The organism is Leclercia sp. LSNIH3, from assembly GCF_002935105.1.
GTDB classification, from domain to species: Bacteria; Pseudomonadota; Gammaproteobacteria; order Enterobacterales; family Enterobacteriaceae; genus Enterobacter; species Enterobacter adecarboxylatus.
In genome coordinates this window covers 1,549,499-1,566,101 of the sequence record NZ_CP026387.1, presented here as the reverse complement: position 1 = coordinate 1,566,101, position 16,603 = coordinate 1,549,499, and the positions used below count along the sequence as shown (strand labels likewise).

13 protein-coding genes are annotated in these 16,603 nt (G+C 54.1%); all 13 read left to right on the top strand.

Annotated features, from left to right (window positions below; translation table 11 throughout):
- The first annotated feature begins 12 nt into the window (after positions 1-12).
- The 13 genes from cdsA to C3F35_RS07585 all read left to right on the top strand — a co-directional run bounded on the left by cdsA (position 13) and on the right by C3F35_RS07585 (position 16,591).
- Positions 13-870 carry a phosphatidate cytidylyltransferase gene (gene cdsA, locus C3F35_RS07645; protein ID WP_032616617.1) on the top strand — a complete coding sequence of 286 codons (858 nt, stop codon included), beginning with the start codon at positions 13-15 and terminating at the stop codon, positions 868-870.
- 11 nt (positions 871-881) lie between these two features.
- Positions 882-2,234: a sigma E protease regulator RseP gene (gene rseP, locus C3F35_RS07640; RefSeq protein ID WP_032616618.1), complete on the top strand. Its 1,353-nt coding sequence runs from the start codon at positions 882-884 to the stop codon at positions 2,232-2,234.
- Positions 2,235-2,263: 29 nt separating this feature from the next.
- Entirely contained in the window at positions 2,264-4,681 is a 2,418-nt protein-coding gene (gene bamA, locus C3F35_RS07635; RefSeq protein ID WP_032616619.1) for an outer membrane protein assembly factor BamA, read from the top strand.
- Between the two features lie 118 nt (positions 4,682-4,799).
- A complete protein-coding gene (gene skp / locus C3F35_RS07630; RefSeq protein WP_032616621.1) occupies positions 4,800-5,294 on the top strand; it encodes a molecular chaperone Skp in 495 nt (164 codons plus the stop codon).
- 3 nt (positions 5,295-5,297) lie between these two features.
- Complete coding sequence (lpxD, locus tag C3F35_RS07625) at positions 5,298-6,323, top strand: UDP-3-O-(3-hydroxymyristoyl)glucosamine N-acyltransferase (protein ID WP_077227182.1); 1,026 nt, start codon at positions 5,298-5,300, stop codon at positions 6,321-6,323.
- 102 nt (positions 6,324-6,425) lie between these two features.
- Entirely contained in the window at positions 6,426-6,881 is a 456-nt protein-coding gene (gene fabZ / locus C3F35_RS07620; protein ID WP_007373234.1) for a 3-hydroxyacyl-ACP dehydratase FabZ, read from the top strand.
- A gap of 3 nt (positions 6,882-6,884) precedes the next feature.
- Complete coding sequence (gene lpxA / locus C3F35_RS07615; RefSeq protein ID WP_032616625.1) at positions 6,885-7,673, top strand: acyl-ACP--UDP-N-acetylglucosamine O-acyltransferase; 789 nt, start codon at positions 6,885-6,887, stop codon at positions 7,671-7,673.
- Positions 7,673-8,821, top strand: coding sequence for a lipid-A-disaccharide synthase (gene lpxB, locus C3F35_RS07610; protein ID WP_032616626.1), 1,149 nt, complete (start codon positions 7,673-7,675; stop codon positions 8,819-8,821). Before lpxA ends, lpxB begins: the two co-directional genes overlap by 1 nt.
- Positions 8,818-9,414: a ribonuclease HII gene (gene rnhB, locus C3F35_RS07605; protein WP_059308697.1), complete on the top strand. Its 597-nt coding sequence runs from the start codon at positions 8,818-8,820 to the stop codon at positions 9,412-9,414. The genes lpxB and rnhB overlap by 4 nt, the downstream gene beginning before the upstream one ends.
- Before the next feature lie 34 nt (positions 9,415-9,448).
- On the top strand, positions 9,449-12,931 hold the full coding sequence (gene dnaE, locus C3F35_RS07600; RefSeq protein WP_032616628.1) for a DNA polymerase III subunit alpha: 3,483 nt from the start codon (positions 9,449-9,451) through the stop codon (positions 12,929-12,931).
- 12 nt (positions 12,932-12,943) lie between these two features.
- Entirely contained in the window at positions 12,944-13,903 is a 960-nt protein-coding gene (accA, locus tag C3F35_RS07595) for an acetyl-CoA carboxylase carboxyl transferase subunit alpha (RefSeq protein ID WP_032616629.1), read from the top strand.
- A gap of 100 nt (positions 13,904-14,003) precedes the next feature.
- Entirely contained in the window at positions 14,004-16,142 is a 2,139-nt protein-coding gene (locus tag C3F35_RS07590) for a lysine decarboxylase LdcC (RefSeq protein ID WP_103792761.1), read from the top strand.
- 59 nt (positions 16,143-16,201) lie between these two features.
- Entirely contained in the window at positions 16,202-16,591 is a 390-nt protein-coding gene (locus C3F35_RS07585; RefSeq protein WP_059308695.1) for a VOC family protein, read from the top strand.
- Positions 16,592-16,603 lie beyond the last annotated feature (12 nt).

Below are 16,603 nucleotides of genomic sequence, written 5' to 3'. Positions count from 1 at the left end.
TGGGGGTAGCTTTTGCTGAAGTATCGCCTGATTTCTGCGTTTGTTTTAATACCTGTTGTCATCGCGGCGCTGTTTTTACTGCCACCGGTGGGCTTCGCTATTGTCACTCTGGTCGTTTGCATGCTGGCGGCGTGGGAATGGGGTCAGCTTAGCGGCTTTACTTCGCGTTCCCAGCGGGTATGGCTGGCGGTGTTGTGCGGCCTGATGCTGGCGCTGATGCTCTTTATGCTGCCAGAGTACCATCACAATATTCATCAGCCGATCATAGCAGGTTCGCTCTGGCTTTCGCTGGGATGGTGGCTTGCAGCCCTGCTGCTGGTACTCTTTTATCCCGGCTCTGCTTCGCTATGGCGCAATTCTAAACTACTGCGTCTCTGCTTTGGGCTGTTCACCATCGTTCCTTTCTTCTGGGGAATGCTTGCCCTCCGTACCTGGCACTACGACGACAACCCTTACAGCGGCGCGTTATGGCTGCTTTATGTCATGATTCTCGTCTGGGGGGCTGACTCTGGCGCCTATATGTTTGGTAAACTGTTTGGCAAACATAAACTGGCGCCAAAGGTCTCTCCGGGTAAAACCTGGCAAGGCTTTATCGGCGGGTTATTTACGGCGGCGATTATCTCATGGGGTTATGGCGTGTGGGCCAACCTTGAGGTGGCACCGGCAACCCTACTGGTCTGTTCTATCGTCGCAGCGCTGGCTTCCGTGCTGGGTGATTTGACCGAAAGTATGTTTAAGCGTGAAGCAGGGATCAAAGACAGTGGCAATCTTATTCCAGGGCACGGTGGTATCCTGGATCGTATAGACAGCCTGACGGCGGCGGTTCCCGTGTTTGCCTGCCTGTTTTTGCTGGTATTTGGGACGATTTAACGGAAGGTTTTATGCTTAGCATTCTCTGGAATCTGGCGGCGTTCATTGTTGCACTGGGTGTGCTTATCACGGTGCATGAATTTGGCCATTTCTGGGTTGCTCGGCGCTGTGGCGTGCGTGTAGAGCGCTTTTCTATTGGTTTTGGGAAAGCGCTCTGGCGTCGTAACGACCGCCACGGCACAGAATTTGTTATTGCCCTTATCCCGCTCGGCGGCTACGTCAAAATGTTGGATGAGCGCGTAGAGCCAGTGGCGCCTGAAGTGCGCCACTACGCGTTCAACAACAAAACCGTCGGCCAGCGCGCCGCCATCATTGCTGCTGGTCCGGTGGCAAACTTCATCTTCGCTATCTTTGCTTACTGGCTGGTGTTTATCATCGGTGTCCCTGGCGTTCGTCCGGTTGTTGGTGAAATAACACCCAACTCCATCGCGGCAAGCGCGCAAATTAACCCAGGGATGGAACTTAAAGCGATTGATGGTATCGAAACCCCTGATTGGGATTCCGTGCGGTTACAACTGGTTGCCAAAATTGGCGATGAGCAGACCACCGTCAGCGTGTCACCTTTCGGTTCCAGTACGCGTCAGGATAAAATCCTGAATTTACGCAACTGGACCTTTGAGCCAGATAAAGAAGATCCTGTAGCGGCTTTAGGCATTCGCCCACGCAGCGCACAGATTGAACCGGTGCTGGCAGAAGTGCAGTCTGACTCCGCAGCGCGTAAAGCAGGTTTGCAAGCGGGCGACAGGATCGTTAAAGTCGATGGTCAACCTTTAACGCAGTGGATGACCTTTGTTACTCTGGTGCGTGATAATCCAGGTACGCCGCTGGCGCTGGAGATAGAAAGGCAGGGCAGCCCGCTCTCCTTAACGCTTATCCCGGATACGAAACCGGGTGGCGGAAAGGCTGAAGGTTTTGCAGGCGTGGTGCCAAAAGTCATCCCGCTGCCTGATGAGTACAAGACAATACGCCAGTATGGGCCGTTCAGCGCCATTCTTGAAGCCACGGATAAAACATGGCAACTGATGAAGCTGACCGTGCAGATGCTGGGGAAATTGATTACCGGTGACGTAAAACTGAACAACCTCAGTGGGCCGATTTCGATCGCTCAGGGGGCTGGGATGTCAGCAGAGTTCGGGGTGATTTACTATCTCATGTTCCTTGCGCTCATTAGCGTGAACCTCGGGATAATAAATCTGTTCCCACTGCCTGTTTTAGACGGGGGTCATCTGCTGTTTTTAGCGATCGAGAAGCTAAAAGGCGGGCCGGTATCCGAGCGAGTTCAAGACTTTAGTTATCGCATTGGTTCGATTTTACTGGTGCTGTTAATGGGGCTTGCACTTTTCAATGATTTCTCTCGGTTGTAAGAGAGTGTTAGGAAGAACGCATAATAACGATGGCGATGAAAAAGTTGCTCATAGCGTCGCTGCTGTTTAGCAGCGCGACCGTATACGGTGCTGACGGGTTCGTAGTGAAAGATATTCATTTCGAAGGCCTTCAGCGTGTCGCCGTTGGTGCGGCCCTCCTCAGTATGCCAGTGCGCCCAGGCGACACGGTTAATGATGAAGACATTAGTAATACCATTCGCGCCCTGTTTGCCACTGGCAACTTCGAGGACGTTCGCGTTCTGCGCGATGGTGATACGCTGCTGGTGCAGGTAAAAGAGCGTCCAACTATTGCCAGCATCACTTTCTCCGGCAACAAGTCGGTGAAAGACGACATGCTCAAGCAAAACCTTGAGGCCTCTGGCGTCCGTGTCGGCGAATCTCTGGATCGTACTACCCTGTCTGACATCGAGAAAGGGCTGGAAGATTTTTATTACAGCGTCGGTAAATACAGCGCGAGCGTAAAAGCCGTTGTCACCCCGCTGCCGCGTAACCGTGTTGACCTTAAACTGGTGTTCCAGGAAGGCGTCTCCGCGAAGATCCAGCAGATTAACATCGTCGGTAACCATGCTTTCACCACCGATGAGCTGATCTCAACCTTCCAGCTGCGTGACGAAGTGCCGTGGTGGAACGTAGTGGGCGACCGTAAATACCAGAAACAGAAACTGGCGGGCGATCTCGAGACCCTACGCAGCTACTATCTGGATCGCGGCTATGCGCGCTTCAACATCGATTCGACTCAGGTCAGTCTGACTCCTGACAAGAAAGGTATCTACATCACGGTTAACATTACCGAAGGCGATCAGTACAAGCTTTCTGGTGTTGAAGTGAGTGGCAACCTGGCAGGGCACTCTGCTGAAATCGAGAGTCTGACCAAGCTTCAGCCGGGCGAGCTGTATAGCGGTGCGAAAGTGACCAAAATGGAAGACGGCATTAAAAAGCTGCTCGGCCGTTACGGTTATGCTTATCCACGTGTACAAACTCAGCCTGAAATCAACGATACGGATAAAACCGTTAAGCTCCACGTTAACGTTGATGCGGGTAACCGTTTCTACGTACGTAAGATCCGTTTTGAAGGCAACGACACCTCTAAAGACTCCGTACTGCGCCGCGAAATGCGCCAGATGGAAGGGGCGTGGTTGGGCAGCGATCTGGTTGACCAGGGTAAAGAGCGTCTGAACCGTCTGGGCTATTTCGAAACGGTTGATACGGACACCCAGCGTGTACCAGGCAGACCGGATCAGGTTGACGTGGTCTATAAGGTCAAAGAGCGTAACACCGGTAGCTTTAACTTTGGTGTCGGTTACGGTACTGAAAGTGGCGTCAGCTTCCAGGTGGGCGTGCAGCAGGATAACTGGTTAGGTACTGGCTATTCTGTAGGTATCAACGGTACCAAAAACGACTACCAGACTTACTCTGAGCTCTCTGTTACTAACCCTTACTTCACCGTTGATGGTGTGAGTCTGGGCGGTCGTATTTTCTATAACGACTTTAAAGCGGATGATGCAGACCTGTCTTCGTACACCAACAAAAGCTACGGCGTTGATGGTACGCTCGGTTTCCCAATTAACGAATACAACACCCTGCGTGCTGGTTTAGGTTACGTGCATAACGACCTGTCCAACATGCAACCGCAGGTGGCCATGTGGCGTTATCTGGACTCTATTGGACAATCTGCAAGCACCTCCAATGATGATAACGGCTTTGCCGCAGATGACTTCACCTTCAACTATGGCTGGACGTATAACCGCCTCGACCGTGGTTTCTTCCCGACCGAAGGCTCACGCGTCAACCTGAACGGTAAAGTTACGGTCCCGGGCTCTGACAATGAGTTTTATAAAGTTACTCTCGATACCGCGTCATACTTCCCGATCGACGAAGATCACAAATGGGTGGTTCTGGGTCGTACGCGCTGGGGTTACGGCGACGGCTTAGGTGGCAAAGAACTGCCATTCTACGAGAACTTCTATGCAGGTGGTTCAAGCACCGTACGTGGCTTCCAGTCCAATAACATTGGTCCGAAAGCAGCCTATTACGGCGGTAATGACGAAGATAACTGCAATAAGTCTTCATCAAGCGAAGTATGTAGCTCTGATGACGCAGTAGGCGGTAACGCAATGGGTGTTGCAAGCCTGGAGTTTATTACCCCTACGCCGTTTATCAGCGATAAGTATGCCAATTCCGTACGTACGTCCTTCTTCCTGGATGCGGGTACCGTATGGGATACTAACTGGGAAAATACCAGTGCGACCCGGGCTGCCGGTATTCCAGACTACAGCGATCCGAGCAATATTCGTATGTCTGCGGGTCTCGCACTACAATGGATGTCACCGCTGGGGCCGTTGGTCTTCTCTTACGCCCAGCCGTTTAAGAAATACGAAGGAGACAAAGCGGAACAGTTCCAGTTTAACATTGGTAAAACCTGGTAATTGTCTGTTGCAAAGGAATGCGTTGGCAGTGTAGCGCTGACAACTGGCGATCGCAGGATCGCCTTGCCACGCAAAGAACGGTACCTTCGGGTACCAATGGGATGGTAAGGAGTTAATTGTGAAAAAGTGGTTATTAGCTGCAGGTCTCGGTTTAGCGATGGCAACTTCTGCTCAGGCTGCAGACAAAATTGCAATCGTCAATATGGGTAACTTGTTCCAGCAGGTTGCGCAGAAAACGGGTGTTTCTGCCACGCTGGAGAACGAGTTCAAAGGCCGTGCAAGCGAACTGCAAGGTATGGAAAAAGATCTGCAATCCAAAATGCAGCGTCTGCAGCGCGATGGTTCTACCATGAAAGCGAGCGAGCGCAGCAAACTGGAAAAAGACGTAATGGCTCAGCGTCAGACTTTCTCTCAGAAAGCGCAAGCTTTTGAGCAGGATCGTCAACGTCGTTCTAACGAAGAACGTGGCAAGCTGGTTACCCGTATCCAGTCCGCCGTGAAAGCTGTTGCCGCCGATCAGAACATCGATCTGGTTGTTGATGGCAACGCTGTTGCATTCAACAGCAGCGATGTTAAAGACATCACCGCTGATGTCCTGAAACAGGTTAAATAAGTAATGCCTTCAATTCGACTCGCTGATTTAGCTCAGCAGTTGGATGCAGAATTACACGGTGATGGCGATATCGTCATCACCGCTGTTGCGTCCATGCAGTCTGCTAAAGCAGGCACTATCACCTTCATGGTAAGCCCGAAGTACCGTGAACATCTGGCTCTTTGCCAGGCGTCTGCTGTCGTACTGACGCAGGACGATTTGCCGTTTGCCAAAGGTGCAGCGCTGGTAGTGAAGAATCCCTACCTGACATACGCCCGTATGGCACAAATTCTGGATACCACGCCGCAGCCGGCACAAAACATCGCACCCAGTGCGGTGATTGATTCGACGGCGCAGCTGGGTAATAACGTATCAATTGGTGCAAATGCGGTTATCGAATCAGACGTCTTGCTGGGCGATAACGTTGTCATTGGTGCCGGTTGCTTCGTAGGTAAAAAAACAAAAATTGGTGCAGGCTCTCGCCTGTGGGCCAATGTCTCCGTTTATCATGAGATCGAAATTGGTGAACAATGCCTGATCCATTCCAGCACCGTTATTGGCGCAGATGGTTTCGGTTATGCCAACGATCGTGGTAATTGGGTCAAGATCCCGCAGCTGGGACGGGTGATCATCGGCGATCGTGTCGAAATCGGCGCATGCACCACCATTGACCGTGGCGCGCTTGATGACACGATAATCGGTAATGGTGTTATCATCGATAACCAGTGCCAGATTGCACATAACGTTGTGATTGGCGACAATACGGCGGTTGCCGGTGGCGTTATTATGGCGGGCAGCCTGAAGATCGGCCGTTACTGTATGATTGGCGGTGCCAGCGTCATTAACGGGCATATGGAAATATGCGATAAAGTCACGGTTACAGGGATGGGCATGGTTATGCGTCCTATCACTGAACCGGGCGTTTACTCCTCAGGTATTCCGTTGCAGCCTAACAAGGTGTGGCGTAAAACTGCTGCCCTGGTGATGAATATTGATGATATGAGTAAGCGCCTCAAGGCCATTGAGCGCAAAATCGATCAACAAGACTAAGCGTTCACCCGTTAAACGCATACTTCCCGGCCTGTCGGCTTTCTTATAAACCGGCAGGCCGTGTTATTATTGCCATTCAGATATTTTGACAGGAAGAGTATTTTGACTACTGACACTCATACTCTGCATATTGAAGAGATTTTAGAACTTCTGCCGCACCGCTACCCGTTTTTGCTGGTAGACCGTGTGCTGGATTTTGAAGAAGGTCGTTTTCTGCGCGCAGTGAAAAATGTTTCTGTAAACGAGCCATTCTTCCAGGGGCATTTCCCTGGGAAGCCTATCTTCCCGGGCGTATTGATCCTGGAAGCGATGGCTCAGGCTACCGGTATTCTGGCGTTTAAAAGCGTTGGTAAACTGGAGCCGGGTGAGCTGTATTACTTCGCAGGTATCGACGAAGCGCGCTTTAAGCGCCCGGTTGTACCTGGTGATCAGATGATCATGGAAGTGACTTTTGAAAAAACGCGTCGCGGCCTGACTCGCTTCAAAGGCGTAGCTCTGGTTGACGGCAAAGTTGTTTGCGAAGCTACCATGATGTGTGCGCGTAGCCGGGAGGCCTGATACGTGATTGATAAAACCGCCTTTATTCATCCAACCGCCATTGTGGAAGAGGGTGCCGTTATCGGTGCTAACGTTCACATTGGTCCATTTTGTATTGTTGGACCCCATGTTGAAATTGGTGAGGGTACCGTACTGAAATCTCACGTTGTGGTGAATGGTCATACGACCATTGGCCGCGATAACGTGATCTATCAGTTCGCCTCCATCGGTGAAGTTAACCAGGATCTGAAATATGCTGGTGAACCGACCCGTGTGGAAATTGGCGATCGTAACCGCATTCGCGAAAGCGTAACCATTCATCGTGGCACAGTACAGGGTGGTGAATTGACGAAGGTGGGCAGCGATAACCTGTTTATGGTCAACGCGCACATCGCGCATGACTGTACCGTTGGTAACCGCTGTATTCTCGCCAACAACGCAACGCTGGCGGGACACGTATCAGTTGACGATCATGCCATCATTGGCGGCATGACCGCTGTCCATCAGTTCTGCATCATTGGTGCGCACGTGATGGTAGGCGGCTGCTCCGGCGTGGCGCAGGACGTCCCGCCGTATGTGATTGCGCAGGGTAACCATGCGACGCCGTTTGGTGTCAACATCGAAGGCCTCAAGCGCCGCGGCTTCAGCCGTGAAGCGATTATGGCTATCCGTAACGCCTACAAACAGCTGTACCGTAACGGTAAAACGCTGGAAGAGGCGAAGCCGGAAATCGCTGAACTGGCGAAACAGCACCCTGAGGTGAACGCGTTTGTGGAATTCTTCGCACGCTCAACCCGTGGTCTGATTCGTTAATGGTTGATAGTCGCCCGCTGACGATCGCCCTTGTCGCCGGAGAAACCTCCGGCGATATTCTTGGTGCTGGTCTTATTCGAGCGCTCAAAGCGCGCGTTCCCAATGCGCGCTTTGTCGGCGTTGCCGGTCCATTGATGCAGGCCGAAGGATGTGAAGCCTGGTACGAGATGGAAGAGCTGGCGGTGATGGGCATCGTTGAGGTGCTGGGGCGCTTGCGCCGTTTGCTGCACATCCGCGCCGATTTAACACGCCGTTTTACCGAACTTCAGCCCGATGTTTTCGTCGGCATTGATGCGCCTGATTTCAATATTACCCTTGAAGGGAATCTGAAAAAGCAGGGGATCAAAACCATTCATTACGTCAGTCCGTCCGTCTGGGCGTGGCGACAGAAACGCGTTTTCAAAATAGGCAGATCGACGAATCTGGTGTTGGCTTTCCTGCCTTTCGAAAAAGCGTTTTACGATAAATTCAATGTGCCGTGCCGCTTTATCGGTCACACAATGGCTGATGCCATGCCGCTGGACCCCGATAAAAATGCGGCGCGCGACGTGCTTGGCATTCCGCATGACGTGCACTGTCTGGCCCTGCTGCCGGGTAGTCGTGGGGCAGAAGTGGAAATGCTCAGCGCAGATTTCCTTAAAACGGCGCAGATCCTGCGTCAGACCTACCCTGATCTCGAAGTGGTCGTGCCGCTGGTAAATGCCAAACGCCGGGAACAGTTCGAGCGCATTAAGGCCGAGGTCGCCCCGGATCTGCATGTTCATCTGTTAGATGGCAAGGGCCGTGAGGCGATGGTGGCCAGCGATGCCGCGCTGCTGGCATCCGGCACTGCCGCGCTGGAGTGTATGCTGGCGAAATGCCCGATGGTCGTAGGCTATCGTATGAAGCCGTTCACCTTTTGGTTGGCGAAACGTCTCGTGAAAACCGATTACGTCTCCCTGCCAAACCTGCTTGCCCGACGCGAGCTGGTGAAAGAGTTGCTGCAGGATGAGTGCCAGCCACAGGCGTTAGCCGCTGCGCTATTACCGCTGCTGGCCAACGGCAAAACCAGCCATGAAATGCATGACACCTTCCGGGAGCTGCATCAGCAGATCCGCTGTAATGCCGATGAGCAGGCGGCTGACGCGGTGCTGGAGTTAGCACAATGATGGAATTTGTTTACCCTCACACCCATCTGGTGGCGGGTGTGGATGAAGTGGGTCGTGGGCCGCTGGTGGGGGCCGTTGTCACTGCCGCGGTGATCCTCGATCCTGCTCGTCCGATTATCGGGCTGAATGACTCGAAGAAATTATCCGAAAAGCGCCGTCTGGCGTTATACGATGAAATTAAAGAAAAAGCGCTGGCCTGGAGTCTGGGGCGGGCGGAGCCGCATGAGATCGACGAACTGAACATCCTCCATGCCACAATGTTGGCGATGCAGCGTGCGGTAGCCGGGCTGAGCGTGGTGCCCGAATATGTGCTGATCGACGGGAATCGTTGTCCGGCGCTACCCATGCCGTCACTGGCGGTCGTCAAAGGCGACAGCCGGGTAGCCGAAATCAGCGCCGCCTCGATTATTGCCAAAGTCACCCGCGATGCCGAAATGGCCGCGCTGGATCTCACTTTTCCCCAGTATGGCTTTGCCCAGCATAAGGGGTATCCTACCGCTTTCCATCTGGAAAGACTGGCTGAACACGGCGCAACTGAACATCATCGTCGCAGTTTTGGGCCGGTGAAACGCGCACTGGGACTGATGTCCTGAATCAAGACGCCAATAAGTAACGCGGAATCTGAAGATGGCTGAACCACGTTTCGTACACCTGCGGGTGCACAGCGACTATTCCATGATTGATGGGCTGGCGAAGACCGGGCCGCTGGTGAAAAAGGCGGCCGCGCTTGGCATGCCTGCGCTGGCGATCACCGACTTCACCAACCTGTGCGGTCTGGTGAAGTTCTACGGAACGGCGCACGGTGCCGGTATGAAGCCGGTGATTGGTGCCGACTTTCACGTTCAGAGCGAGCTTCTCGCCGATGAAATGACGCAGATCACCGTGTTGGCGCTGAATAACACGGGTTATCAGAACCTGACGCTTTTGATCTCCCGCGCCTATCAGCGTGGCTACGGCGCGCAGGGTCCATGGATCGATCGGGAGTGGCTGGCGGAGCTGAATGAAGGGCTGCTGCTGATCTCCGGCGGGCGTATGGGCGATGTTGGTCGCTGCCTGTTGCGCGGCAATGGCGCGCTGGTGGAGCAGTGTGTCGATTTTTATAAAGAATATTTCCCGGATCGCTTCTACCTGGAGCTGATCCGCACCGGCCGTCCTGATGAAGAGAGTTATCTGCACGCCGCGGTGGCGCTGGCAGAAGAGCATGGATTGCCAGTGGTGGCATCCAACGATGTGCGCTTTATCAATGCCGATGACTTTGACGCCCATGAAATTCGCGTCGCCATCCACGATGGGTTTACCCTCGACGATCCGAAACGCCCGCGTAACTATTCGCCGCAGCAGTACATGCGCAGCGAAGAGGAGATGTGCGAGCTGTTTTCCGATATCCCGGAAGCGCTGCAAAACAGCGTAGAGATTGCTAAACGCTGCAACGTCACCGTTCGCCTGGGCGAGTATTTCCTGCCGCAGTTCCCGACCGGCGACATGACCACCGAAGACTTCCTGGTCCTGAAATCGAAAGAAGGTCTGGAAGAGCGTCTGGAGTTTCTCTTCCCGGATCCGGCCGTTCGCGCCGAAAAGCGCCCGGAATATGACGAACGTCTGGATATTGAACTTCAGGTTATCAACCAGATGGGGTTCCCCGGCTACTTCCTGATCGTAATGGAGTTTATCCAGTGGTCGAAGGATAACGGCGTACCGGTAGGGCCGGGCCGTGGTTCGGGTGCCGGATCGCTGGTGGCCTATGCGCTGAAAATCACCGACCTCGATCCGCTTGAGTTTGACCTGCTGTTCGAACGTTTCCTCAACCCGGAACGTGTCTCGATGCCCGACTTCGACGTCGACTTCTGCATGGAGAAACGCGACCAGGTTATCGACCACGTGGCCGACATGTACGGCCGCGATGCGGTATCACAGATTATTACCTTCGGGACCATGGCCGCAAAAGCGGTTATCCGCGACGTGGGCCGCGTACTGGGGCATCCGTACGGCTTTGTTGACCGTATCTCGAAGCTGGTACCGCCCGATCCGGGCATGACCCTGGCGAAAGCCTTCGAAGCAGAGCCGCAACTGCCTGAAATCTACGAGGCCGACGAAGAGGTCAAAGCGCTGATCGATATGGCGCGTAAGCTGGAGGGCGTCACCCGTAACGCCGGTAAACACGCCGGTGGGGTGGTTATTGCTCCGACCAAAATTACCGATTTTGCGCCACTCTACTGCGATGAAACCGGTTCGCACCCGGTCACCCAGTTTGATAAGAACGACGTAGAATACGCTGGCCTGGTGAAGTTTGACTTCCTCGGCTTGCGTACGCTCACCATCATCGACTGGGCGCTGAAGATGATCAACCCGCGCCGGGCCAAACAGGGCCTGGAGCCGATCGATATCGCCGCGATCCCGCTGGATGATAAGAAAAGCTTCGACATGCTGCAGCGTTCGGAAACCACGGCGGTGTTCCAGCTTGAATCCCGCGGCATGAAAGATCTGATCAAACGCCTGCAGCCTGACTGCTTCGAAGACATGATCGCCCTGGTGGCACTTTTCCGTCCGGGGCCGCTGCAGTCGGGGATGGTAGATAACTTTATCGACCGTAAGCACGGCCGAGAAGAGCTTTCCTATCCTGATGTGCAGTGGCAGCACGAAAGCCTGAAACCGGTGCTGGAGCCAACCTACGGCATAATCCTGTATCAGGAACAGGTTATGCAGATTGCCCAGGTACTCTCTGGCTATACCCTCGGCGGCGCGGACATGCTGCGTCGTGCTATGGGTAAGAAAAAGCCAGAAGAGATGGCCAAGCAGCGTTCTGTCTTTGAGGATGGGGCGAAAAAGAACGGCATCGACGGCGAACTGGCGATGAAAATCTTCGATCTGGTAGAGAAATTTGCCGGATACGGGTTTAACAAATCGCACTCCGCTGCCTACGCGTTGGTCTCCTATCAGACCCTGTGGCTCAAAGCGCACTACCCGGCAGAGTTTATGGCCGCGGTAATGACCGCCGATATGGATAACACCGAGAAGGTGGTGGGCCTGGTGGATGAGTGCTGGCGAATGGGACTGAAGATCCTGCCGCCGGATATCAACTCCGGTCAGTACCATTTCCACGTCAATGATGACGGAGAGATTGTTTACGGTATCGGCGCGATTAAAGGCGTGGGTGAAGGCCCGATCGAAGCGATCATCGAGGCCCGTAATCAGGGCGGTTATTTCCGCGAGCTGTTCGACCTGTGCGCCCGTACCGATATTAAAAAGCTTAATCGCCGGGTGCTGGAAAAGCTGATCATGTCCGGGGCGTTTGACCGTCTCGGGCCGCATCGTGCCGCGCTGATGAACTCGCTGGCCGATGCCCTGAAGGCCGCCGATCAGCACTCAAAAGCGGAAGCTATTGGTCAGGCGGATATGTTTGGCGTGCTGGCAGAAGAGCCGGAGCAGATCGAACAATCCTATGCCAGCTGTCAGCCGTGGCCGGAACAGACGGTTCTGGATGGTGAGCGTGAAACGCTGGGCCTGTACCTGACCGGGCACCCGATCAACCAGTATCTTAAAGAAATTGAGCGCTATGTCGGAGGCTATCGGCTGAAAGACATGCATCCGACAGAACGTGGTAAGATTACCACGGCTGCGGGGCTCGTCATTGCCGCGAGGGTTATGGTCACCAAGCGCGGCAATCGTATCGGCATCTGTACGCTGGATGACCGTTCCGGGCGTCTGGAGGTGATGTTATTCACCGATGCACTGGATAAATATCAGCAGTTGCTGGAAAAAGACCGCATACTTATCGTCAGCGGACAGGTCAGCTTTGATGACTTCAGCGGGGGGCTTAAAATGACCGCCCGCGAAGTGATGGACATTGACGAAGCCCGGGAAAAATATGCTCGCGGGCTTGCTATCTCGCTGACGGACAGGCAAATTGATGACCAGCTTTTAAACCGACTCCGTCAGTCTCTGGAACCCCACCGCTCGGGGACCATTCCAGTACATCTCTACTATCAGAGGGCGGATGCGCGTGCACGGTTGCGCTTTGGTGCGTCGTGGCGTGTCTCTCCGAGCGATCGTTTACTCAACGATCTGCGTGGCCTCATTGGTTCGGAGCAGGTGGAACTGGAGTTTGACTAATACAGGAATACTATGAGTCTGAATTTCCTTGATTTCGAACAGCCGATTGCAGAGCTGGAAGCGAAAATCGATTCTCTGACCGCCGTTGGCCGTCAGGATGAAAAACTGGATATTAACATCGACGAAGAAGTGCATCGTCTGCGTGAAAAGAGCGTAGAACTGACGCGCAAAATCTTTGCCGATCTCGGCGCATGGCAGGTAGCCCAGATGGCGCGCCATCCACAGCGTCCGTACACCCTGGATTATGTCCGCCTGGCGTTCGATGAATTCGACGAGCTGGCAGGCGATCGCGCTTATGCCGACGATAAAGCTATCGTTGGTGGTATCGCACGCCTCGACGGTCGTCCGGTGATGATTATTGGCCACCAGAAAGGGCGCGAAACGAAAGAAAAAATTCGCCGCAACTTCGGGATGCCAGCGCCGGAGGGTTACCGTAAAGCCCTGCGTCTGATGGAGATGGCCGAGCGTTTCAACATGCCGATCATCACCTTTATCGACACCCCGGGTGCATACCCTGGCGTCGGTGCAGAAGAGCGCGGTCAGTCTGAAGCGATTGCCCGCAACCTGCGCGAAATGTCACGCCTGACCGTGCCAGTCATCTGTACCGTTATCGGTGAAGGTGGCTCCGGTGGCGCGCTGGCTATTGGCGTGGGCGATAAAGTGAATATGCTGCAGTACAGCACCTATTCCGTTATCTCCCCGGAAGGCTGCGCATCCATTCTGTGGAAAAGCGCCGACAAAGCGCCGCTGGCTGCTGAAGCGATGGGCATTATCGCCCCGCGTCTGAAAGAGCTGAAGCTGATCGATACCGTTATCCCGGAACCTCTGGGTGGCGCGCACCGTAAGCCGGAAGTGATGGCGGCCTCTCTGAAGGCGCAGCTGCTGGCCGATCTCGCAGACCTCGACGTGCTGAGCAAAGAAGATCTGCTTAACCGTCGTTACCAGCGTCTGATGAGCTACGGTTACGCGTAAGCCAGGCCATACTCTGAAAAGCCGCACATCGTTGCGGCTTTTTTTATGCCTGCGGTTTACCTCAACTATGCTTAGTGAATGTTTTTTAAGGAGGTAAACCGTGAACATCATTGCCATTATGGGGCCGCACGGCGTCTTTTATAAAGACGAACCCATCAAGGAGCTGGAGCAGGCGTTAACATCCCGCGGGTTTCAACTTATCTGGCCACAAAACAGCGCCGATCTACTGAAATTTATCGAACATAATCCGCGTATTTGCGGCGTTATCTTCGACTGGGATGAGTACGACCTCGAGCTGTGTAGCGATATCAATCAACTTAATGAATATCTTCCGTTGTATGCCTTTATTAATACGCATTCGACGATGGATATTAGCGCGCAAGAAATGCGTATGGCGCTGTGGTTTTTTGAGTATTCCCTTGGGGTAGCAGACGATATCGCCGCCCGTATCCAGCAATATACCGGTGAGTACCTTGATACCATTACCCCGCCGTTTACCCGTGCACTCTTCACCTATGTGAAAGAGGGGAAATACACTTTCTGCACCCCGGGCCATATGGCGGGAACGGCGTACCAGAAAAGCCCGGTGGGCTGTCTGTTTTATGATTTCTTTGGCGGGAACACGCTGAAGGCGGATGTGTCGATCTCGGTGACGGAGCTGGGATCGCTGCTGGATCATACCGGTCCACATCTCGAAGCCGAAGAGTATATCGCCCGCACCTTCGGGGCCGAGCAGAGCTATATGGTGACTAACGGCACCTCGACCTCGAACAAAATTGTCGGCATGTACGCCGCGCCGGATGGCAGTACCTTATTGATTGACCGCAACTGCCATAAATCGCTGGCGCATCTGCTGATGATGAGCGACGTGGTGCCGATCTGGCTATCGCCCACCCGTAACGCGCTGGGTATTCTGGGCGGGATCCCGCGCCGGGAATTCTCCCATGTGGCAATTGAGAGTAAAGTGGCGACCGTTCCGGGGGCAAGCTGGCCGGTTCATGCGGTGATCACCAACTCCACCTACGACGGCCTGCTGTACAACACCAACTGGGTGAAACAGACCCTGGATGTGCCCTCGATCCATTTTGACTCTGCATGGGTGCCCTATACCAATTTCCACCCGATTTATGCCGGTAAAAGCGGGATGAGCGGCGAGCGGGTACCGGGAAAAGTGTTCTTCGAAACCCAGTCCACGCATAAGATGCTGGCGGCGTTTTCCCAGGCCTCGCTGATCCACATTAAAGGTGAATACGACGAAGAGACCTTCAACGAAGCCTTTATGATGCATACCACCACCTCGCCGAGTTACCCGCTGGTGGCCTCGATTGAAACCGCGGCGGCAATGCTGCGCGGCAATCCCGGTAAGCGTCTGATCAACCGCTCCGTTGAACGCGCCCTGCATTTTCGCAAAGAGGTCCAGCGACTTAAAGATGAAGCCGACGGCTGGTTCTTTGATATCTGGCAGCCGGACGATATCGACGAAGCCGAATGCTGGCCTGTTGCACCTGGGGAGAGCTGGCATGGCTTTCGCGATGCCGATGCGGATCATATGTTCCTCGATCCGGTTAAAGTCACCATTCTCACACCGGGTATGGATGAGCAGGGTGTGATGAGCGAGGAGGGGATCCCGGCTGCGCTGGTGGCGAAGTTCCTTGATGAGCGCGGTGTCGTAGTGGAGAAAACCGGGCCATATAACCTGCTGTTCCTGTTCAGCATTGGTATCGATAAAACCCGGGCGATGGGATTGCTGCGCGGGTTGATGGAGTTTAAACGCGCCTACGATCTGAATCTGCGGGTCAAAAATATGCTGCCGGATCTCTACGCCGAGGATCCCGACTTTTACCGCAACATGCGCATTCAGGATCTGGCCCAGGGGATCCATAAGCTCATCCGCCAGCACGATCTGCCGCGGCTGATGCTGCAGGCATTTGACGTTCTGCCGGAAATGAAGCTCACTCCTCATCATGCCTGGCAGCGTCAGGTGAAAGGGGAGGTGGAAACGGTCGATCTGGAGGATCTGGTCGGACGGATCTCCGCCAATATGATCCTGCCCTATCCGCCGGGCGTGCCGTTGTTGATGCCGGGAGAGATGATCACCGAGCAGAGCAGGGCGGTGCTGGATTTCCTGCTTATGCTCTGTTCGATTGGTCGTCACTATCCTGGGTTCGAAACCGATATCCACGGTGCCAAACGGGATGAAGATGGCAACTATCGGGTACGTGTCCTAAAAGCGCAGTGACCCCTTGCACGGCACGGGGGTTCGGATATAACGTTCAGGCACATTAAAAAGGAGAAACCATGCTGGGCTTAAAGCAGGTTCACCATATTGCCATTATTGCTACCGACTACGCCGCGAGTAAGGCGTTTTACTGCGATACGCTGGGATTTACCCTGCAAAGTGAGTTTTATCGCGAGGAGCGCGACTCCTGGAAGGGAGACCTGGCGCTGAACGGCCAGTACGTCATTGAGCTGTTTTCGTTCCCATTCCCGCCAGCGCGCCCGTCCCGGCCGGAAGCCTGCGGTTTACGTCATCTCGCCTTTAGCGTGGATGACATCGACCAGGCCGTGCAGCATCTCGACGCGCATGGCGTAAAGTGTGAAGCCATCCGCATCGACCCCTTCACCGGCAAACGCTTCACCTTCTTCACCGATCCTGATGGCCTGCCGCTGGAGCTGTACCAGCAGTAACGCTTGCCTCCC